Annotated in this window: 12 protein-coding genes, 4 tRNA genes and 3 rRNA genes; 2 read left to right on the top strand and 17 right to left on the bottom strand. The window is 56.5% G+C overall.

Annotated elements, in window-relative coordinates; genetic code table 11:
• Positions 1 to 7: 7 nt before the first annotated feature.
• The 9 genes from HF675_RS00735 to HF675_RS00695 all read right to left on the bottom strand — a co-directional run bounded on the left by HF675_RS00735 (position 8) and on the right by HF675_RS00695 (position 9,276).
• Positions 8 to 709 carry a DUF2461 domain-containing protein gene (locus HF675_RS00735; protein WP_187043913.1) on the bottom strand — a complete coding sequence of 234 codons (702 nt, stop codon included), beginning with the start codon at positions 707 to 709 and terminating at the stop codon, positions 8 to 10.
• Positions 710 to 729: 20 nt separating this feature from the next.
• Entirely contained in the window at positions 730 to 1,347 is a 618-nt protein-coding gene (locus HF675_RS00730; RefSeq protein ID WP_255427319.1) for a hypothetical protein, read from the bottom strand.
• The gene (gene ilvA, locus HF675_RS00725) at positions 1,301 to 2,845 is read right to left on the bottom strand and encodes a threonine ammonia-lyase, biosynthetic (protein ID WP_187043912.1); all 1,545 of its coding nucleotides are present in this window, start codon (positions 2,843 to 2,845) and stop codon (positions 1,301 to 1,303) included. The genes HF675_RS00730 and ilvA overlap by 47 nt, the downstream gene beginning before the upstream one ends.
• A gap of 5 nt (positions 2,846 to 2,850) precedes the next feature.
• The gene (gene ilvD / locus HF675_RS00720; RefSeq protein WP_105233022.1) at positions 2,851 to 4,701 is read right to left on the bottom strand and encodes a dihydroxy-acid dehydratase; all 1,851 of its coding nucleotides are present in this window, start codon (positions 4,699 to 4,701) and stop codon (positions 2,851 to 2,853) included.
• A gap of 114 nt (positions 4,702 to 4,815) precedes the next feature.
• A complete protein-coding gene (locus HF675_RS00715; protein ID WP_105233023.1) occupies positions 4,816 to 5,742 on the bottom strand; it encodes a branched-chain amino acid transaminase in 927 nt (308 codons plus the stop codon).
• A gap of 20 nt (positions 5,743 to 5,762) precedes the next feature.
• The gene (gene ilvM, locus HF675_RS00710; protein WP_105233024.1) at positions 5,763 to 6,026 is read right to left on the bottom strand and encodes an acetolactate synthase 2 small subunit; all 264 of its coding nucleotides are present in this window, start codon (positions 6,024 to 6,026) and stop codon (positions 5,763 to 5,765) included.
• Complete coding sequence (gene ilvG, locus HF675_RS00705; protein WP_187043911.1) at positions 6,023 to 7,669, bottom strand: acetolactate synthase 2 catalytic subunit; 1,647 nt, start codon at positions 7,667 to 7,669, stop codon at positions 6,023 to 6,025. The genes ilvM and ilvG overlap by 4 nt, the downstream gene beginning before the upstream one ends.
• Positions 7,670 to 7,811: 142 nt before the next feature.
• Positions 7,812 to 7,910 (bottom strand): ilv operon leader peptide, encoded by a 99-nt coding sequence (ilvL, locus tag HF675_RS00700; RefSeq protein ID WP_015962288.1) that lies wholly within the window; start codon positions 7,908 to 7,910, stop codon positions 7,812 to 7,814.
• A gap of 133 nt (positions 7,911 to 8,043) precedes the next feature.
• On the bottom strand, positions 8,044 to 9,276 hold the full coding sequence (locus tag HF675_RS00695) for an MFS transporter (RefSeq protein ID WP_187043910.1): 1,233 nt from the start codon (positions 9,274 to 9,276) through the stop codon (positions 8,044 to 8,046).
• Positions 9,277 to 9,608: 332 nt separating this feature from the next.
• On the opposite strand from HF675_RS00695, the gene HF675_RS00690 reads away from it, so the two are divergent.
• Positions 9,609 to 11,129: a YifB family Mg chelatase-like AAA ATPase gene (locus HF675_RS00690; RefSeq protein WP_187043909.1), complete on the top strand. Its 1,521-nt coding sequence runs from the start codon at positions 9,609 to 9,611 to the stop codon at positions 11,127 to 11,129.
• A 27-nt stretch (positions 11,130 to 11,156) separates the two neighbouring features.
• On the opposite strand, the gene HF675_RS00685 is transcribed toward HF675_RS00690, so the two are convergent.
• A complete protein-coding gene (locus HF675_RS00685; RefSeq protein ID WP_105233028.1) occupies positions 11,157 to 11,495 on the bottom strand; it encodes a DUF413 domain-containing protein in 339 nt (112 codons plus the stop codon).
• A gap of 120 nt (positions 11,496 to 11,615) precedes the next feature.
• Between HF675_RS00685 and hdfR the strand changes: the two genes are divergently transcribed.
• On the top strand, positions 11,616 to 12,443 hold the full coding sequence (gene hdfR, locus HF675_RS00680) for an HTH-type transcriptional regulator HdfR (RefSeq protein WP_105233029.1): 828 nt from the start codon (positions 11,616 to 11,618) through the stop codon (positions 12,441 to 12,443).
• A gap of 200 nt (positions 12,444 to 12,643) precedes the next feature.
• Here the strand turns inward: hdfR and HF675_RS00675 are convergent.
• From HF675_RS00675 to HF675_RS00645, 7 genes are all read right to left on the bottom strand, one after another.
• A tRNA-Trp gene (locus HF675_RS00675) sits at positions 12,644 to 12,719 on the bottom strand.
• A gap of 51 nt (positions 12,720 to 12,770) precedes the next feature.
• Positions 12,771 to 12,847 (bottom strand) — tRNA-Asp (locus tag HF675_RS00670).
• 91 nt (positions 12,848 to 12,938) lie between these two features.
• Positions 12,939 to 13,054: ribosomal RNA gene (rrf, locus tag HF675_RS00665) — 5S ribosomal RNA — on the bottom strand.
• A gap of 179 nt (positions 13,055 to 13,233) precedes the next feature.
• Positions 13,234 to 16,141 (bottom strand): 23S ribosomal RNA (locus HF675_RS00660).
• 207 nt (positions 16,142 to 16,348) lie between these two features.
• A tRNA-Ala gene (locus HF675_RS00655) sits at positions 16,349 to 16,424 on the bottom strand.
• A 129-nt stretch (positions 16,425 to 16,553) separates the two neighbouring features.
• Positions 16,554 to 16,630: transfer RNA gene (locus tag HF675_RS00650), tRNA-Ile, on the bottom strand.
• A gap of 74 nt (positions 16,631 to 16,704) precedes the next feature.
• A 16S ribosomal RNA gene (locus HF675_RS00645) occupies positions 16,705 to 18,246 on the bottom strand.
• Together the 16S, 23S and 5S rRNA genes with 4 tRNA genes alongside form the textbook arrangement of a ribosomal RNA operon.
• Positions 18,247 to 18,383 lie beyond the last annotated feature (137 nt).

The following is an 18,383-nucleotide window of genomic DNA, read 5'->3' as shown; positions in this document are numbered from 1 at the left end:
GCGACGTTTATAAATCGGCCGGGTCGATCTGCTTCATCGCCTCGACTTTCATCAGCCAGTGGTAAAGCGGCTCCAGCTGCTGAAAAGCCTGCGTCAGCATCGGCGCCAAATCGGCGCTGAACAGCTTTTCCACCTGATGGTCCGAGGTCATCACCGCGAAGGATTTGCGCTGATACCAGTGGGCAATCTCCGCCGCCTGGCCTTTGACCAACGGACGCTTGTAACTCTCCCCCACCAGCTCGAACGGCGGCCGGCAGCAGGCAGCCGCCGCCAGAAACTGCTGCGGCTGCCGCTGCAGCGTATGGCGGAACAGATCCATCGTCGGCTTGTTGGCGCTGTAGTAACCCAACCCGTAGCGCAGCATGTCCGGCCCCAGCTCAAAGAAATATACCGGCGCGTCTTTCCAGTCTTTGCTCGGCCGTTTGAAGGTCAGCCACATGCGGCTGCGATAACGGGATTTATCGTGGGAAAAACGCGTATCGCGGTGAATGCGCGACAGCGTTTTGCCGATCGCCGGCCGGGTCTCAAATTGCGGGTCGATCGCCAGCATCGCCGGCGCCAGCTGCTCCACCAGCCGGCGGAACGGCGTTAACAGCGTTTGTTCGTACAGCACGCGGTGCGCCTCAAACCACGCCTTGTCGTTTTCAATCCGCACCTGTTGCAGAAAGTCCAATCCCTGCTGACTAAATCCGGCAAACGACTGCGTCATGGTTTCTCCTGTTGTTTGCACTATCTGCCGCGACGAATCTCCGCCATCTGCCAACGCCGTTTGACAAACACCCGGCGCCGACTGCGAAAGTAATCCACATACAGATAAAAAATTGTTCGATGACTGAAAATAAAACCGCCTGCGGTGCCCGCCAATAGCAACACCACGCTGAAGAAACCAGATACACCCATTCCCCAGGCAAACAACGCGGCCAGCAGCGCAACCGGCAGTAGCAGCAGATAATATTTCAGCAATAGCACGCCGCTGTTTTTACCCTGCGTCAGCTGCAGCAGGATTAACGTCATCCACACCGCCAATATGGCCCCGCTGCCCAACAGCGCCACCGCCGGCGACACGTTCGTGAAGGCAAACGCTACATCAGCCATCATGCCCATCACGCCCGCTACGCCGCATGTCAGGCCAATCATCATCCCCATGATATTGCCAGCGCCCGGCGGGGAAAGCCGTTGGCCGGGCGTCAGAAAATGCCGTTCCAGTTCAGGGGCAACACCGGTAAACACGGCAGGATCGCGCGCTGCGATCTGCCGCTCCATCTCGCGGCCCTGGGCAATCAGACGGGTAACGATCGCCCTAGCCCTGTAGGAAGAAACGAAACGCCGGGTTATCCGTTTCATCATGGCAGTCGTAGCCCAGCGCCGTCAGATGCTGTTCAAACTCCGGCTCGCTTTGCGCCAGCTCGAAGGCCGCCAACACGCGGCCGAAGTCGGTGCCGTGGCTGCGGTAATGGAACAGGGAAATATTCCAGTGGGTGCCGAGCGTATTCAGGAACTTCAGCAACGCGCCGGGAGATTCCGGGAACTCAAAGCTGTACAGTCGTTCGCGCAGCGGCTTGGAAGGGCGGCCGCCCACCATATAGCGCACGTGCAGCTTGGCCATTTCATCGTCGGACAGATCCACCACCTGATAGCCGCCGGCCGTCAGTTCGCTGATGATTTCCCGCCGTTCCGCATGGCCGCGCGTTAAGCGCACGCCGACGAAGATGCAGGCGTTGTCGGCATCGGCATAGCGATAGTTGAACTCGGTGACCGAGCGGCCGCCCAGCAGTTGGCAGAACTTGAGGAAGCTGCCCTGCTGTTCGGGGATCGTCACCGCCAGTAAGGCTTCGCGCTGTTCGCCCAGCTCACAGCGCTCAGACACGTAGCGCAGACCGTGGAAATTCAGGTTGGCGCCGGACAGCACGTGCGCCAGCCGTTCGCCCTGAATATCGTGCTGCTGCACGTATTTTTTCAGCCCCGCCAGCGCCAGCGCGCCCGACGGTTCGGCAATCGCACGCACGTCCTCAAACAGGTCTTTTACCGCGGCGCAGATGGCGTCGCTGTCGACGGTGATCACGTCGTCCAGGTATTCACGGCACAGGCGGAAGGTTTCATCGCCGATGCGTTTGACCGCCACGCCTTCGGCAAACAGCCCGACGCGGGTCAAATCCACCGGCTGACCGGCATCCAGCGCCGCCCGCAGGCAGGCCGAATCTTCCGCTTCCACGCCGATCACCTTGATTTGCGGCATCAGCTGTTTGATCAGCACCGCCACGCCGGCCGCCAGGCCGCCGCCGCCGACCGGAACAAACACCCGGTCCAGATGCGCGTCCTGCTGCAACAGCTCCATCGCCAGCGTGCCCTGACCGGCGATCACCGCCGGATGGTCGAACGGCGGCACAAAGGTCATGCCCTGCTGGCGGGACAACTCCACCGCTTTCGCCTTCGCTTCGTCAAAATTAGCGCCGTGCAGCAACACCTCGCCGCCGAAGCCGCGCACCGCATCCACCTTGATATCTGCGGTGGCGACCGGCATCACGATCAGGGTTTTAATCCCTAGACGGCTGCCGGACAGCGCCACGCCCTGTGCGTGGTTGCCGGCGGAGGCGGTGATCACACCGCGCGCCTTCTGCTCTTCGTTCAGGCCGGCAATCATCGCGTAAGCGCCGCGCAGCTTGAAGCTGTGTACCGGCTGGCGATCCTCACGCTTGACCAGCACTACGTTGCCCAGTCGCGAGGAGAGTTTCTCCATGGTTTGCAACGGGGTGACCTGCGCCACCTCGTAAACCGGCGAGCGAAGCACCGCCCGCAAATATTCCGCCCCGCAGGGGGCCTCTGATAGGGGTTGTGATACCGCCATGCCGCTTAGCCTCCCAGCTTGCTCTTATCGCGTACTGCGCCTTTGTCGGCGCTGGTGGCCAGCGTTGCGTAGGCACGCAGCGCATAAGACACCTGACGTTCACGGGACTTCGGCGTCCAGGCCGCATCGCCGCGCGCCAGTTCGGCTTCGCGCCGCGCCGCCAGTTCGCTGTCTGCCACGTCCAGTTTGATGCCGCGGTTCGGGATATCAATGGCGATCGTATCGCCATCCTGCACCAGCGCGATCAGGCCGCCGTTGGCCGCCTCCGGCGAGGCGTGACCGATGGATAAACCGGAGGTGCCGCCGGAGAAGCGCCCGTCGGTAATCAGCGCGCAGGCCTTGCCCAGCCCCATCGATTTCAGGTAGGTGGTCGGATAGAGCATTTCCTGCATGCCCGGCCCGCCTTTCGGCCCTTCGTAGCGGATGACCACCACGTCGCCGGCCTCGACTTTGCCGCCGAGGATTGCCTCCACCGCGTCCTCCTGGCTCTCATACACTTTGGCCGGGCCGCTGAATACCAGAATTTCCTTGTCGACGCCGGCGGTTTTAACGATACAGCCGTCTTCCGCCAGGTTGCCGTACAGCACCGCCAGCCCGCCGTCCTGACTGTAGGCATGCTCACGGGTGCGGATACAGCCCTCCTGGCGATCGGTGTCCAGCGAGTCCCAACGGCAATCCTGCGAGAATGCCTGCGTGGTGCGAATCCCCGCCGGCCCGGCGGCGTACATGTTCTTCACGTCCTCATCCTGGGTCAGCATCACATCATAGGCTTCCAGCGTTTGCGGCAGCGTCAGCCCCAGGACGTTGCTGACGTCGCGGTTCAGCAAACCGGCGCGATCCAGCTCGCCGAGGATGCCGATCACCCCGCCGGCACGGTGTACGTCTTCCATATGGTATTTCTGCGTGCTCGGCGCCACCTTGCACAGGTGCGGCACCTTGCGCGACAGGCGATCGATGTCCTCCATGGTGAAGTCCACCTCACCTTCCTGCGCCGCCGCCAGCAGGTGCAGGACGGTATTGGTCGAGCCGCCCATGGCGATATCCAGCGTCATGGCGTTCTCAAACGCCGCCTTATTGGCGATATTGCGCGGCAGCGCGCTTTCGTCATCCTGCTGATAGTAACGCTTGGTCAGCTCGACGATGCGTTTGCCCGCATTAAGGAACAGCTGCTTGCGATCGGCGTGCGTCGCCAGCAGTGAGCCGTTGCCCGGCTGCGACAGCCCCAGCGCTTCGGTCAGACAGTTCATCGAGTTGGCGGTGAACATGCCGGAGCAGGAGCCGCAGGTCGGGCAGGCGGAGCGTTCAATCTGCTCGCTCTCGGCGTCGCTGACGTTGGGGTTCGCCCCCTGAATCATCGCGTCCACCAGATCCAGTTTGATAATCTGGTCGGACAGTTTGGTTTTACCGGCCTCCATCGGCCCGCCGGAGACGAAGATCACCGGAATATTGAGGCGCAATGCCGCCATCATCATGCCCGGCGTGATTTTGTCGCAGTTGGAGATGCACACCATGGCGTCGGCGCAGTGAGCATTGACCATATACTCCACCGAGTCGGCGATCAGCTCGCGCGAAGGCAAAGAGTAAAGCATGCCGCCGTGCCCCATGGCGATGCCGTCGTCCACCGCAATGGTATTGAACTCTTTCGCCACGCCGCCGGAGGCTTCGATCTGTTCGGCAACCAGTTTACCCAGGTCGCGCAGATGCACGTGGCCCGGCACAAACTGGGTAAAGGAGTTGACCACCGCGATAATCGGCTTGCCGAAATCGGCCTCGGTCATCCCGGTTGCGCGCCACAGTGCGCGGGCGCCGGCCATATTGCGGCCGTGGGTGGTGGTGGCGGAACGTAACTTAGGCATGCTCTTTTCACTCCAATAAATACTGTTTTTATACGGGCGGCGAACGAACCGCCCGTTTATTCCCCGGATACAGCAAAGCGCGGGGCTGTGGTGTTGTCTGTCTGGCGTGGTTTGTTATGGGTTGATCGGATCCAGCCAGCCGTATTTGTCTTCGGTGGCGCCGGTAAACAGGCCGAAGAACGCCTGCTGAATCTGCTTGGTGACCGGGCCACACTTGCCGATGCCGACCTGAATGCCGTCAACGCTGCGCACCGGCGTAATTTCCGCCGCGGTGCCGGACATAAACACTTCGTCGGCCAGGTACAGCGATTCACGCGACAGCACCTGCTCACGCACCTCAATACCCAGATCTTTCGCCAGTTTGATAATGGCGTCGCGGGTAATGCCCGGCAGCGCCGAGGAGGTGAACGGCGGCGTGAACAGCACACCATCTTTTACTTCAAACAGGTTTTCACCGGCACCTTCCGAGATGTAGCCATGCACATCCAGCGCGATGCCTTCCTGATAACCGTGACGGCGCGCTTCGCTGCCCACCAGCAGGGAAGAGAGGTAGTTGCCGCCCGCTTTGGCCGCAGTCGGGATAGTATTTGGCGCCACGCGCTGCCAGGAAGAAACCATCGCATCGATACCTTGGTCCAGCGCCTCTTCACCCAGATACGCGCCCCAAGGAAACGCCGCGATAATCACGTCTGTCTTGTAGCCGTCCGGTGGGTTAACGCCCATCCCGACATCACCGACGAAGACCAGCGGACGGATATAGGCGCTGACCAGATTATTTTTACGCAGCGTGGCGCGGCAGGCTTCCATCAGCTCATCCACGCTCTGGGAAACCGGCATGCGGTAGATTTTTGCCGAGTCATGCAGGCGCTGCATATGCTCGCGGTGGCGGAACACCACCGGGCCTTTGTGGGAGTCATAGCAACGTACCCCTTCAAACACCGACGTGCCGTAATGCAAAGCGTGTGACATCACGTGTACTTTAGCCTCGGCCCAAGGAACCATCTCACCATTGAACCAGATATAATCGGCTTTCTTCGTCATTGTTCTTTCCTTCTCGCGTCTTAGGCGCGTATTTGTTGTGATGTGTTGTTGTGTTGCTGGATTTCTACGCAGGAGACATCCATCAATTTATTTAACTGGGATGACAGTAAATCTACCGAACGCTGGCTGGCAACGGTCAATTCGATATTGACCCGGTCGCTGTTCAGGCCCGACGCCATATTCATAGCACAAACCTGGAAGCCGCGATGACGCACGACACGCAATACGCGTTCTAACATTTCAGGGCGAAAACGGGCCTGGATCGAGAGTTGATGCTGCATCATGATACTTTCTCCAACATGGTTTCGTTGCCGGCGCCCGGCGGCACCAGCGGCCAGACGTTTTCGAGTTCATCAATCGCCACCTGCAGCAGATACGGCCCGTCGCTGTTTAACAGCGCGTCGAGCGCCTCCGCCACCTGGTCTTTACGGGTAATGCGCTGGCCGGGGATACCGAACGCGCTGGCCAGCGTCAGGAAGTCGGGGTTATCGGACAGGTTGGTCTCACTGTAACGGCCGTCAAAAAACAGCTGCTGCCACTGGCGCACCATGCCCAGACGCTGGTTATCCAGCAAAACGATCTTCACCGGCAGTTGCTTACGCTTAATAGTGCCCAGCTCCTGGACGTTCATCATGAAAGAGCCGTCGCCAGACACGCAGATCACCGTATCTTCCGGCCGGGCGATCTGTGCGCCGACCGCGGCAGGCACGCCAAAGCCCATGGTGCCCAGCCCGCTGGAGGTGATGAAGTTTTCCGGCCGGTTGAATGTCATGTGCTGGGCGCTCCACATCTGGTGCTGCCCGACATCGGTGGTCACCACCGCATCGGCCGGCATGCGCTCCGACAGCTGTTTCAGCAATAACGGCGCGTAAATCGGCTGGCCCGGGTGATCGTAGCGCCAGGCGTGCATCGCTTTCAGTTCGCCGACGCGCTGCTGCCACTCGCCGATCGTCAGCGGTTGCTGCAGCGCCGGCAGCAGCGCCTTCAGATCGCCCTGCAGCGCAACGTGCGCCTGACGCAGTTTGTTCAGCTCAACGGGGTCGATATCCATATGGATAACGTTGGCGTGCGGCGCAAAGGCGTTCAGCTTGCCGGTCACGCGATCGTCAAAACGTGCCCCGACCGCAATCAGCAAATCACACTCCTGCACCGCCAGGTTCGCCGCCTTGGTGCCGTGCATGCCCAGCATGCCGAGATAATACGGGTGTGCGGCGTCCGGCGCGCCCAGCCCTTTCAGGGTGGCGACCGTCGGCATCTGGGTGGCGGCGATAAATGCACGCAGCGCCGGCACCGCCTGCGCCATACCGACGCCGCCGCCGACGTACAGCACCGGCTTTTGCGCCTGCGCCAACAGGGCGCTGGCCTGTTCGATGCCATCCATCGGCTGGTCGAATTCGTCGTTAACCGGCATCAGGTGCGGCGGTAAATCCGCCTGCGCCAGTTGGATGTCTTTCGGGATATCAATCAGCACCGGGCCGGGCCGGCCGCTGGCGGCGATGGCAAACGCCTCGGCCATGATGCCCGGCAGCGCGTCCAGCGATTCCACCAGGAAGCTGTGCTTGGTGCAGGCCAGCGACAGGCCCAGAACATCGATCTCCTGAAAGGCATCGGTACCGATCAACGCAGAACCGACCTGCCCGGTGATAGCCACCACGGGCACGGAATCCAGCAAAGCATCCGCCAGGCCGGTGATCAGGTTGGTGGCGCCGGGGCCGGAGGTGGCGATGCAGACGCCGGTTTTACCGGTGGCGCGCGCATAGCCGATCGCCGCCATCGCCGCCCCTTGTTCATGACGGCACAGCAGGTGTTCCACCCCGCCGTCATACAACGCATCGTACACCGGCATGATTGCGCCGCCCGGATAGCCGAATACAGTATCAACCCCCTGTGCACGCAACGCTTGAACCACCCACTGAGCACCATTCATAGTTATTTCCCCGCCTTACTTCGAGAATTGCAGGATTTTGTTCTGTTGTTCACTCTCTGCCCCTCACTTCACTTTTCTCTTGCCAATAAAAAACCCCCGGACCTGACGGTGCGGGGGTTCTCTTGCGATTCCGGCTTGTTTTTTAAGCCATTCTTCGTCCAAGTGCAGCCCCGCACGGTGGGATAATAATCACCACCACGCTAATCACGACTAGGCTAATCACTTGGGCAAACGCTTTCATAATAGGTATGTTCACTGTGCTCGTTTCGAACTAATGTCTACAGAGTTACCATAGTCATACTCGATATGACAATACTTTTTTTGCGTTATTATTCTACGCAATCTGGTCATACCTCAAACAAAGTGCTGCCTTTTCAAACGTTAACATGCGCAGGCGGCGATTCGGCCGCGCCGGACAACGCCTTGCCGCGCGTGTCTTTACCAAACAGCACCAGCAGAGTAATCACGATGGCCACCGTACCGGCGATGATCGCCATCGCCAAACCGTAGTTATGGCCATGGCTTTCCGCGATGCTCGCCTGCAGCGTCGCATTCACCGAGGCAATCAAATTACCCAGTTGATAAACAAACCCCGGCAGTACCGCACGCGTGTTGGCAGGCACCAGCTCATTCAGGTAAGTCGGCACCACGCCCCAGGCGCCCTGCACCATAAACTGCATCAGAAACGCGCCGATGCCTAACATCAGCGAACCGCTGGCAAACGCCCACAGCGGGATCACCGGCAATGCCAGCAATGCAGCGATGACAATGGCTTTTTTACGGCCGATCTTTTCCGACAGCACGCCAAAAAATACGCCGCCGATAATTGAGGCGATATTGTAGCTAATTGCGATGATACTGACGGTTTTTGGATCGAAGCCGTGCTGAACTTTCAAGAACGCCGGGTACATATCCTGCGTGCCGTGAGAGAAGAAATTAAACGCCGCCATCAGCGCGACCAGATAAATACACAGTTTCCAATGCTGCTTCAGTACCGGCAGCAGCGCGGTGCTTTCTTTGCGCTGACGCGCTGCCAGCCACACCGGCGACTCCTGCACGCAATAGTAAATAAACGGCAGCAGCAAGATCGGCGCCGCGCCGATCACAAACATACCGCGCCAGCCCAGCAGCTCGAACAACGTGCCGTACACCACCGCCGCCAGCAAATAACCGAACGGGTAACCCGCCTGGAAAATACCGGACATCAGGCCGCGTGAACGGTCAGGAATGCTTTCCATCGCCAGCGAGGAGGCAACGCCCCAGATGCCGCCCATGGCAACGCCGTACAGCACGCGCAGCAGCAGGAAGATGGTCAGCGAAGGCGCGGCGGCAGACAGCAGCTCAAACACGGAGAAGAACACAATGTTCAGCATCAGGATTGGCTTGCGCCCATATTTTTCCGCCGCTCGGCCAAACAGCAGCGCACCGATCGGCCGTACGGCCAGCGTCAGCAGAATCGCCAGCGTGACCTCTTCCATACCGACGTGGAAAGCCTCGGCAATATCGCTGAGCAGAAAAACCAGAACAAAGAAATCAAAAGCATCTAGCGTCCAGCTGGCAAAGCTGGCGATGGCTGCATTGCGTTGCAACGACGTCCAACCAAACATAACGTTATTCCTACCATAGAGTACAAAGTGAATGGGATTCAACGGCAGTCGCCGCGGAGCGGGTGACGGTCGGGGATTGTGTTGATTAAGTGTTTTTTATTTTAATCAATTGTTAAATACACCCATTAACTCTCTGGTTGCAACTTGGTTAGCCTGCTAATTTGTTGCATCATTCATGGAATTGTTAACCAGTATTGCCGCACAACTCGCAAAAACCATGTATATCAATGAAATAATTAACATTAATCTGAATTAACGACGCAATTTCACCAATCATGCCCTGCATTCGCAGCCAGGGAAGCGCATGCTGCCAGCCTGAGTAAGGAGGCTCTATGTCATTGGCGGTTATTTTTACTCGGGCTACGCTGGGCGTTCAGGCACCGTCGGTGACGGTTGAAGTTCATATCAGCAACGGATTGCCCGGATTAACGTTGGTCGGCCTGCCGGAAACCACGGTCAAGGAAGCAAGAGATCGGGTACGCAGCGCGTTGCTCAACAACGGTTTTACCTTTCCTGCAAAACGCATTACCGTCAATCTGGCGCCGGCGGACTTGCCCAAGGAAGGCGGGCGCTACGATCTGCCAATCGCCCTGGCGATCCTTGCCGCTTCAGAACAGATCCCAACCGATCGGTTGGCAAAACACGAATTTCTCGGCGAGTTGGCGCTGTCTGGCGCACTGCGCGCCGTCAGCGGCGCCATTCCTGCGGCGATTGCAGCGCAGCAAGACGGCAGAGGGCTTATATTGCCCGAGGAAAACGAGGGCGAAGTTGGCCTGCTACCGGATGAGGGAACACGCGTTGCGGCACACCTGCTAGCCGTCTGCGCCTTTCTGCAGGGCCAAGGCGAGCTGGCGCTTGCCGAGCCACCTGCCGCTCTGTTCAACGCCTGCCAGGGCGACCTGCAGGATATTATTGGCCAGGAACAGGCCAAGCGGGCGCTGGAGATCGCCGCCGCCGGCGGGCATAACCTGCTGCTGCTCGGCCCACCGGGCACCGGCAAAACCATGCTGGCAAGCCGCCTGCCGGGGTTATTACCGCCGTTAACCGACCAGGAAGCGCTGGAGAGCGTTGCGGTGGCCAGTCTGCAGCATCAGTCTGCCGGCAAGCTGCCGTGGCGCCAGCGGCCATTCAGGGCACCGCATCACAGCGCATCCATGGCTGCGCTGGTCGGCGGCGGTTCTCTGCCGCGCCCAGGGGAAATATCCATGGCGCACAACGGCGTGCTGTTCCTTGACGAGCTGCCAGAGTTTGAACGGCGCACGCTGGACGCCCTGCGCGAACCTTTGGAGTCGGGAGAAATTGTCATCTCGCGCGCCAGCGCCAAAGTCTGCTTTCCGGCGCGAATTCAGCTGATAGCCGCCATGAATCCCAGCCCGACAGGCCACTATCAGGGCATGCATAACCGTACCCCGCCGCAGCAGATACTGCGCTACCTGGGGCGACTTTCCGGGCCGTTCCTCGACCGGTTCGACTTATCGATCGAAGTCCCCTTACTGCCACCCGGCACGCTGAGTAAACAACAACAGATAGGGGAAAGCAGCCAGCAGGTGCGCCAGCGGGTCATGGCGGCGCGGGAGCGGCAATTACAGCGTGCCGGCAAGATTAACGCCATTCTCGATAAGCCCGAGGTGGATCGCGATTGCTCACTGAGTGATGCAGACGCGCACTACCTGGAAACGACGCTGCTTAAGCTGGGGCTATCCGTGCGTGCCTGGCACCGCATTCTGAAGGTCGCACGCACGCTGGCCGATTTAGCGGGAGAAAAACAGATCGCCCGTCACCATCTCAGCGAAGCGTTAGGCTACCGGAGGATGGAGCGTCTGCTGATCCAGCTACATCGCAGCCTGGAATAAAAAAATGGGGCCGAAGCCCCATTCTTTTTAATCATCGCTGTCGGTGTAATCTTCCACCGCATCAGCCTGTGGCTTACCGCCGGACAGAGTATGGAATTTTTTCGGGCGACGCGTGCGTGCCAGATACTTGGTCCATACTTTTTCCTGCTCGGTAACCGGCTCACGTTCACCGCGGCACACTGCGACGAACAGCTGTTCTTCTTCAGTGGCTGGCTGGCGTTTCCCTGCATCCAACTCATTGAACGCATAGCCGAAACGCTCTAGCAATTGCGCTTCTTTAATGGTGAAATCGCCGTGACGGGAGAACCCGCGAGGGTAGTGTTTATTATCAAAAAAACGATTAGTCGTGGTGAAACTATCCGCCATCTGACACGCTCCTAATTCTCTTATGGCCGTGCTGTTTATGGCGCGGAGTATTAGATAGGCTTGACAGCGTGTAAAACAAAACATTTAAATCTTAACGACAAAAAAATTTTGGAGAAAGGCGTGGATACCGAATTACTGAAAACCTTTTTGGAGGTCAGTAGAACGCGTCACTTTGGCCGAGCCGCAGAATCTCTGTATTTAACGCAGTCGGCAGTCAGCTTTCGTATTCGTCAGTTGGAAAATCAATTAGGTGCGAATTTATTCACCCGCCACCGCAATAATATTCGTCTGACGCCGGCCGGAGAACGTCTGCTGCCCTACGCAGAAAGCCTGATGAACACCTGGCAGCTGGCCAAAAAAGAAGTTGTACGGTCGCCTCAGCATAGCGAACTATCGATCGGCGCTAGCGCATCATTATGGGAAGCCTATCTGACTCCGTGGCTGCAGTCGCTTTACCAACAGCGTGAGACATTACAGCTGGAAGCACGCATCGCATTACGGCATTCGTTGGTAAAACAGCTGCACGAAAGACAACTCGATTTACTGATTACCACCGAGCCGCCCAAAATGGATGAATTAACCAGCCAGCTACTGGGCAACTTTTCGTTACGACTCTTTTCCTCATCGCTACGCGATCGACAGGCGCCAATGCCCTATATCAAACTGGAATGGGGTGCGGATTTCCATCAGCAGGAAAGCCGAATGTTGGACGCGGAGACCGTACCGGTTCTGACTACCACATCTGCGCATCTGACGCGCCAGCTGCTGGAAACCACCGGCGGTTGCGCCTTTTTGCCAAGCCAATGGGAAAAGGAGTATCCGAACTTGATCGCCAACGCAGAAGCGCCAAGTATTACGCGCCCGCTATATGCTGTTTGGCTGCAAAACAGCGATCAACAGCCGCTTATCCGTCAACTGCTAAAAATACCTTTAAATACCGCAGCATGAGGCGCCACAGCCGTTTTAATTTTTCAATGGTAGGGGTAGAGTCTGCATCAATCAAAAAGGCCTCTATGGCCTTTTAAGCGGCAATAAAGCCACTCGCCAATTTATAGGCGCATCATCATCGCAAAAAGAGTTAACGTGAAGGAAAAAATGGCGGGAGTAAAAAGCAAAAAACCCTTCGCTTGCGCAAAGGGTTTTTAATATGGCAGGGGCGGAGAGACTCGAACTCGCGACACCCGGTTTTGGAGACCGGTGCTCTACCAACTGAGCTACGCCCCTAAATCGTGCTTACCATTATGCCCGCTTGTCAGCAGGCATAATCTAAATAAGTGGCGGAACGGACGGGGCTCGAACCCGCGACCCCCTGCGTGACAGGCAGGTATTCTAACCAACTGAACTACCGCTCCACCGATTCTGTTACGTTGCTTTTTTCAAAGCAGCAAGGCTTCTTCTGAGCCTTGCAATTATCAGGCGTCACTCTGATAACGTTTATTTGATGCCTGGCAGTGTCCTACTCTCGCATGGGGAGACCCCACACTACCATCGGCGCTACGGCGTTTCACTTCTGAGTTCGGCATGGGGTCAGGTGGGACCACCGCGCTATTGCCGCCAGGCAAATTCTGTTTCAATCAACCCGCAACGCTTCCACGTCGCCAGTCAATCCAATCTCGGAACTTCGCTGAAAATTATTCGTATCATCCTGATACTCACCCCTTCGGGGCCAACGCTCCGCGTTGTTCAAAATCGTTCCCGACGATTTTGTCATCCGTCTCTAAAACACCTTCGGTGTTGTAAGGTTAAGCCTCACGGTTCATTAGTACTGGTTAGCTCAATGCATCGCTGCACTTACACACCCAGCCTATCAACGTCTTAGTCTTAAACGTTCCTTCAGGGGCCTTAAAGGCCCAGGGAAGACTCATCTTGAGGCAAGTTTCGCGCTTAGATGCTTTCAGCGCTTATCTTTTCCGCACTTAGCTACCGGGCAATGCCATTGGCATGACAACCCGAACACCAGTGGTGCGTTCACTCCGGTCCTCTCGTACTAGGAGCAACCCCTCTCAATCTTCCAACGCCCACGGCAGATAGGGACCGAACTGTCTCACGACGTTCTAAACCCAGCTCGCGTACCACTTTAAATGGCGAACAGCCATACCCTTGGGACCTACTTCAGCCCCAGGATGTGATGAGCCGACATCGAGGTGCCAAACACCGCCGTCGATATGAACTCTTGGGCGGTATCAGCCTGTTATCCCCGGAGTACCTTTTATCCGTTGAGCGATGGCCCTTCCATTCAGAACCACCGGATCACTAAGACCTGCTTTCGCACCTGCTCGAGCCGTCACTCTCGCAGTCAAGCTAGCTTATGCCTTTGCACTAACCTCACGATGTCCGACCGTGATTAGCTAACCTTCGTGCTCCTCCGTTACTCTTTGGGAGGAGACCGCCCCAGTCAAACTACCCACCAGACACTGTCCTCACCCCCGATTAGGGGGCCGAGTTAGAACATCAAACATTAAAGGGTGGTATTTCAAGGTTGGCTCCATGCAGACTGGCGTCCACACTTCAAAGCCTCCCACCTATCCTACACATCAAGGCTCAATGTTCAGTGTCAAGCTATAGTAAAGGTTCACGGGGTCTTTCCGTCTTGCCGCGGGTACACTGCATCTTCACAGCGAGTTCAATTTCACTGAGTCTCGGGTGGAGACAGCCTGGCCATCATTACGCCATTCGTGCAGGTCGGAACTTACCCGACAAGGAATTTCGCTACCTTAGGACCGTTATAGTTACGGCCGCCGTTTACCGGGGCTTCGATCAAGAGCTTCTGGTTACCCATAACCCCATCAATTAACCTTCCGGCACCGGGCAGGCGTCACACCGTATACGTCCACTTTCGTGTTTGCACAGTGCTGTGTTTTTATTAAACAGTTGCAGCCAGCTGGTATCTGCGACTGGCTTCAGCTCCATCCGCAAGGGACTTCACCTACGCGCCAGCGTGCCTTCTCCCGAAGTTACGGCACCATTTTGCCTAGTTCCTTCACCCGAGTTCTCTCAAGCGCCTGGGTATTCTCTACCTGACCACCTGTGTCGGTTTGGGGTACGATTTCGTGTTACCTGGAGCTTAGAGGCTTTTCCTGGAAGCTTGGCATCAACTACTTCTGCACCGTAGTGCATCGTCATCACGCCTCAGGGTTAACAAGCAACCGGATTTACCAGGTCACTCCCCCTACACGCTTAAACCGAGACAACCGTCGCTCGGCTAGCCTAGCCTTCTCCGTCCCCCCTTCGCAGTAACACCAAGTACAGGAATATTAACCTGTTTCCCATCGACTACGCTTTTCAGCCTCGCCTTAGGGGTCGACTCACCCTGCCCCGATTAACGTTGGACAGGAACCCTTGGTCTTCCGGCGTGCGGGGTTTTTACCCGCATTATCGTTACTTATGTCAGCATTCGCACTTCTGATACCTCCAGCATGCCTCGCAGCACACCTTCAACGGCTTACAGAACGCTCCCCTACCCAACAACGCATAAGCGTCGCTGCCGCAGCTTCGGTGCATGGTTTAGCCCCGTTACATCTTCCGCGCAGGCCGACTCGACCAGTGAGCTATTACGCTTTCTTTAAATGATGGCTGCTTCTAAGCCAACATCCTGGCTGTCTGTGCCTTCCCACATCGTTTCCCACTTAACCATGACTTTGGGACCTTAGCTGGCGGTCTGGGTTGTTTCCCTCTTCACGACGGACGTTAGCACCCGCCGTGTGTCTCCCGTGATAACATTCTTCGGTATTCGGAGTTTGCATCGGTTTGGTAAGCCGGGATGGCCCCCTAGCCGAAACAGTGCTCTACCCCCGAAGATGAGTTCACGAGGCGCTACCTAAATAGCTTTCGGGGAGAACCAGCTATCTCCCGGTTTGATTGGCCTTTCACCCCCAGCCACAAGTCATCCGCTAATTTTTCAACATTAGTCGGTTCGGTCCTCCAGTTAGTGTTACCCAACCTTCAACCTGCCCATGGCTAGATCACCGGGTTTCGGGTCTATACCTTGCAACTAGACGCCCAGTTAAGACTCGGTTTCCCTACGGCTCCCCTATTCGGTTAACCTTGCTACAAAATATAAGTCGCTGACCCATTATACAAAAGGTACGCAGTCACACCACGAAGGTGCTCCCACTGCTTGTACGTACACGGTTTCAGGTTCTATTTCACTCCCCTCGCCGGGGTTCTTTTCGCCTTTCCCTCACGGTACTGGTTCACTATCGGTCAGTCAGGAGTATTTAGCCTTGGAGGATGGTCCCCCCATATTCAGACAGGATAACACGTGTCCCGCCCTACTCATCGAACTCACGACCTGTGCATCTTCGTGTACGGGACTATCACCCTTTACTGTGCGACTTTCCAGACGCTTCCACTGACACACAAGCCGATTCAGGTTCTGGGCTCTTCCCCGTTCGCTCGCCGCTACTGGGGGAATCTCGGTTGATTTCTTTTCCTCGGGGTACTTAGATGTTTCAGTTCCCCCGGTTCGCCTCATGCCACTATGTATTCATGACATGATAGTGTGTCGAAACACACTGGGTTTCCCCATTCGGGTATCGTCGGTTATAACGGTTCATATCACCTTACCGACGCTTTTCGCAGATTAGCACGCCCTTCATCGCCTCTGACTGCCTAGGCATCCACCGTGTACGCTTAGTCACTTAACCTCACAACCCGAAGGTGTCTTTCGACATCGTCGCGTTGCTACATTTGAGAGACTCTATGACAGGTTACTCCTCATCCCGAACGTCTACGGGGGACAAGTTTCAGCTGCCATGTTTCAATTTTCAGCTTGTTCCAGATTGTTAAAGAGCAAAATACTTCGCAGCATACTGTTGCCAATATACTCTGAAGTATTGATTTTCGGACTTATATGGTGGAGCTAAGCGGGATCGAACCGCTGACCTCCTGCGTGCAAGGCAGGCGCTCTCCCAGCTGAGCTATAGCCCCATATAATCGCGTGCAATACCTTTGTTATTACCAACTCGTAAAGAGTTAATTCTTTCTTAGGCAAGGCATGCGACCGGGAAGTTTACTTTGGTAAACGACCGAGAGCATAACGCAGCATAAGGAAGAATTTGGTAGGCCTGAGTGGACTTGAACCACCGACCTCACCCTTATCAGGGGTGCGCTCTAACCACCTGAGCTACAAGCCTATAAAGGTATTTCTGCTCGTTACTTTTTCATCAGACAATCTGTGTGGACACTGCACAGTCAGGATATCTTTAGGTAAGGAGGTGATCCAACCGCAGGTTCCCCTACGGTTACCTTGTTACGACTTCACCCCAGTCATGAATCACAAAGTGGTAAGCGCCCTCCCGAAGGTTAAGCTACCTACTTCTTTTGCAACCCACTCCCATGGTGTGACGGGCGGTGTGTACAAGGCCCGGGAACGTATTCACCGTAGCATTCTGATCTACGATTACTAGCGATTCCGACTTCATGGAGTCGAGTTGCAGACTCCAATCCGGACTACGACGTACTTTATGAGGTCCGCTTGCCTTCGCAGGTTCGCTTCTCTTTGTATACGCCATTGTAGCACGTGTGTAGCCCTACTCGTAAGGGCCATGATGACTTGACGTCATCCCCACCTTCCTCCAGTTTATCACTGGCAGTCTCCTTTGAGTTCCCGGCCGAACCGCTGGCAACAAAGGATAAGGGTTGCGCTCGTTGCGGGACTTAACCCAACATTTCACAACACGAGCTGACGACAGCCATGCAGCACCTGTCTCAGAGTTCCCGAAGGCACCAATCCATCTCTGGAAAGTTCTCTGGATGTCAAGAGTAGGTAAGGTTCTTCGCGTTGCATCGAATTAAACCACATGCTCCACCGCTTGTGCGGGCCCCCGTCAATTCATTTGAGTTTTAACCTTGCGGCCGTACTCCCCAGGCGGTCGATTTAACGCGTTAGCTCCGGAAGCCACGCCTCAAGGGCACAACCTCCAAATCGACATCGTTTACGGCGTGGACTACCAGGGTATCTAATCCTGTTTGCTCCCCACGCTTTCGCACCTGAGCGTCAGTCTTCGTCCAGGGGGCCGCCTTCGCCACCGGTATTCCTCCAGATCTCTACGCATTTCACCGCTACACCTGGAATTCTACCCCCCTCTACGAGACTCTAGTCTGCCAGTTTCAAATGCAGTTCCCAAGTTAAGCTCGGGGATTTCACATCTGACTTAACAAACCGCCTGCGTGCGCTTTACGCCCAGTAATTCCGATTAACGCTTGCACCCTCCGTATTACCGCGGCTGCTGGCACGGAGTTAGCCGGTGCTTCTTCTGCGAGTAACGTCAATGTAATGCCGTATTAAGACACTACCCTTCCTCCTCGCTGAAAGTGCTTTACAACCCGAAGGCCTTCTTCACACACGCGGCATGGCTGCATCAGGCTTGCGCCCATTGTGCAATATTCCCCACTGCTGCCTCCCGTAGGAGTCTGGACCGTGTCTCAGTTCCAGTGTGGCTGGTCATCCTCTCAGACCAGCTAGGGATCGTCGCCTAGGTGAGCCATTACCCCACCTACTAGCTAATCCCATCTGGGCACATCCGATGGTGTGAGGCCCGAAGGTCCCCCACTTTGGTCCGAAGACGTTATGCGGTATTAGCCACCGTTTCCAGTGGTTATCCCCCTCCATCGGGCAGTTTCCCAGACATTACTCACCCGTCCGCCGCTCGCCGGCAAAGTAGCAAGCTACTTTCCGCTGCCGCTCGACTTGCATGTGTTAGGCCTGCCGCCAGCGTTCAATCTGAGCCATGATCAAACTCTTCAATTAAAAGCTTGATTCGCTAAGTTAATAGCTGTTGCTCAAAGATTTACTGCATGAATTTTACTTCAGTTAGTCACTCTTCAAGACTTGATATTTTTTGCATCCGAGGATGCTGGATATCGTCTTGTGAGTGCCCACACAGA

The sequence above is a fragment of the Serratia sp. JUb9 genome (genome assembly GCF_014298095.1).
Lineage (GTDB): Bacteria > Pseudomonadota > Gammaproteobacteria > Enterobacterales > Enterobacteriaceae > Serratia_B > Serratia_B rhizosphaerae.
The sequence above is the reverse complement of the archived record's forward strand: the minus strand, read 5'-3'. Positions and strand labels throughout refer to the sequence as shown.

What these genes read in the sequence shown, in the direction of transcription:
- HF675_RS00735 (WP_187043913.1), bottom strand. Translation starts at nt 709, where the DNA reads ATGACGCAGTCGTTTGCCGGATTTAGTCAGCAGGGATTGGACTTTCTG.
- HF675_RS00730 (WP_255427319.1), bottom strand. Translation starts at nt 1,347, where the DNA reads ATGATGAAACGGATAACCCGGCGTTTCGTTTCTTCCTACAGGGCTAGG.
- ilvA (WP_187043912.1), bottom strand. Translation starts at nt 2,845, where the DNA reads ATGGCGGTATCACAACCCCTATCAGAGGCCCCCTGCGGGGCGGAATAT.
- ilvD (WP_105233022.1), bottom strand. Translation starts at nt 4,701, where the DNA reads ATGCCTAAGTTACGTTCCGCCACCACCACCCACGGCCGCAATATGGCC.
- HF675_RS00715 (WP_105233023.1), bottom strand. Translation starts at nt 5,742, where the DNA reads ATGACGAAGAAAGCCGATTATATCTGGTTCAATGGTGAGATGGTTCCT.
- ilvM (WP_105233024.1), bottom strand. Translation starts at nt 6,026, where the DNA reads ATGATGCAGCATCAACTCTCGATCCAGGCCCGTTTTCGCCCTGAAATG.
- ilvG (WP_187043911.1), bottom strand. Translation starts at nt 7,669, where the DNA reads ATGAATGGTGCTCAGTGGGTGGTTCAAGCGTTGCGTGCACAGGGGGTT.
- ilvL (WP_015962288.1), bottom strand. Translation starts at nt 7,910, where the DNA reads ATGAAAGCGTTTGCCCAAGTGATTAGCCTAGTCGTGATTAGCGTGGTG.
- HF675_RS00695 (WP_187043910.1), bottom strand. Translation starts at nt 9,276, where the DNA reads ATGTTTGGTTGGACGTCGTTGCAACGCAATGCAGCCATCGCCAGCTTT.
- HF675_RS00690 (WP_187043909.1), top strand. Translation starts at nt 9,609, where the DNA reads ATGTCATTGGCGGTTATTTTTACTCGGGCTACGCTGGGCGTTCAGGCA.
- HF675_RS00685 (WP_105233028.1), bottom strand. Translation starts at nt 11,495, where the DNA reads ATGGCGGATAGTTTCACCACGACTAATCGTTTTTTTGATAATAAACAC.